At 31.5% G+C, this 1,847-nt stretch carries 1 protein-coding gene; it reads left to right on the plus strand.

Going from position 1 to position 1,847, the window contains the following annotated elements; genetic code table 11:
- Nucleotides 1-1,685 (plus strand): hypothetical protein (locus tag H5975_RS07960; protein ID WP_204785590.1); only part of this gene is annotated, 1,685 nt, incomplete at its 5' end.
- Nucleotides 1,686-1,847 lie beyond the last annotated feature (162 nt).

The raw sequence follows: 1,847 nt of genomic DNA on the forward strand, positions 1-1,847 counted from the left end.
CATTAATATTTGTATATCCTTTGGCAAAAACGAATACTGTTTACCTTGGAGATGATATGGTTTTTCAATTGCAAAGAATTAAAGAAATGACTGAAAATATTAAATCATGGAATTATTTTGTAGGAATTTATACTCATACTTTTGGGAAAATTGGTTATCCGCTAAACCTTTTTTATCCATGGGTAACTATCTTACCTTTTTCGTTTTTTTCAATACTGTGTAATGATCAGGTGGTTGCATTTTATTTAGGAATTGCATTTTACAACCTTTTAACCTTAAGTCTTACATATGTGACAATAAAAAAATACTCTCAGAATTGGGTACAGGCATATGTTTCAGCGTGCCTTTATGGTTTTAGTACATATCGAATTATTGATGCTTTTAAAAGGTTTGCATTAGGTGAGTACATAGCGCTAACATTTCTTACACTTTGTATATATGGGATGTACGCCATTCTAAAAGGGAATTATCATGATTGGCCATATTTAGCATTTGGTTTTTCATTTGTGTTGTTATCTCATTTATTAAGTGTTATTTTAAATTCTGTTCTATTAATTATCTTACTGGTCTTATTGATACCTCATATAAATGATATTAAAAAGCGAGTAGTTGCCTTTATGAAGGCAATTATTGTATCAATTCTAAGTTCTGCTATTTTTATTTTTCCCTTTATTGAACAAGAGCTTTTTCAAAAATATCCTCAGCCAGATGTTGTAGACTTAGCAACTAGTGCACTGTTGCCAACAAAATTATTTTCAGCTTCATTAGATAATAATATAAATCGTGCTATTTTTGGAGGTAACACTTATAATATTGGTATTGTAATTTTAACTGTAGCAATCATAAGTCCTTTCACATTACGTAGGCTAAAGAGGGATTACAAAGTAATATATTTTTTGGGATGGGTATTTACTATACTTTCTACATCTCTTTTTCCATGGTCGTTATTTCAAAATACGGTAGTTTCAGTGATACAGTTTCCTTGGCGGTTTTTGGGGATTGCAACTATGCTATTTAGTATCGTTGGTGGAGCAAGTATTTGTGAACTTTTACAAACTAAAAAATTAAATGATATTAAATTGGGGATTTACTTAAGTTGTATTTTCGTTTTCGTTGTAACACCCTATATTTCTAGTATGCATTATTTAAAGAAAAACATGCTGACTGCGGCACAACAAGTTCGGTATACCAGAAATGGACAATTTATCTTTTCGGGTATGAATAGGTTACAAAGGCTTGGATCTTTTCATTTTCAAAATTATACACCCCAAAAAGGTCAACATGTTATCAGTGATTTATGTAATCACACTGCATATGTTAATGGGAAAGCCAAACGGGTTTATGTTGAAGCAAAAGCAAATGAACTGGCTTTTACAAGTAATAAATTTGCTAAAGCTACAAATATCGTATTTCCAATTATGAATTATAAAAATTTACAGGTTAATGATAGTCGTGGGCGAAAAGTAAGATATAGTACGGACAAATACAATAGGATAATGATAAAGTCACCTGAAAGAACGAGCACATTTAAAGTTAAGTATCGACTTTCATGGGTTGACTGCATATCAGAGATTACTAGTTTCCTTACATGGTTTGTAGCGATTGTAATGTGGCTTTATAGAAGAAGAGCATTGAAGGTCTCTCAATTACAATCTCACAAGATACGTGAACAGCGTCTCAATTAGGAAAAAGGGTTCTACATTATTCGGTACTGATAGAAATATTAGTGCCGCTTTTTATGGTTCTTTGTCAATCGGTACTGATAATAAAATTTACAGTTCAAGCAGTCATTTTGCTTGGGCTGTTTTTTGTTTTGCAATTAGAACTAACTGTTAAGTGAGAGTTTT

The sequence above is a fragment of the Limosilactobacillus coleohominis genome (assembly GCF_016901675.1).
Lineage (GTDB): Bacteria > Bacillota > Bacilli > Lactobacillales > Lactobacillaceae > Limosilactobacillus > Limosilactobacillus intestinavium.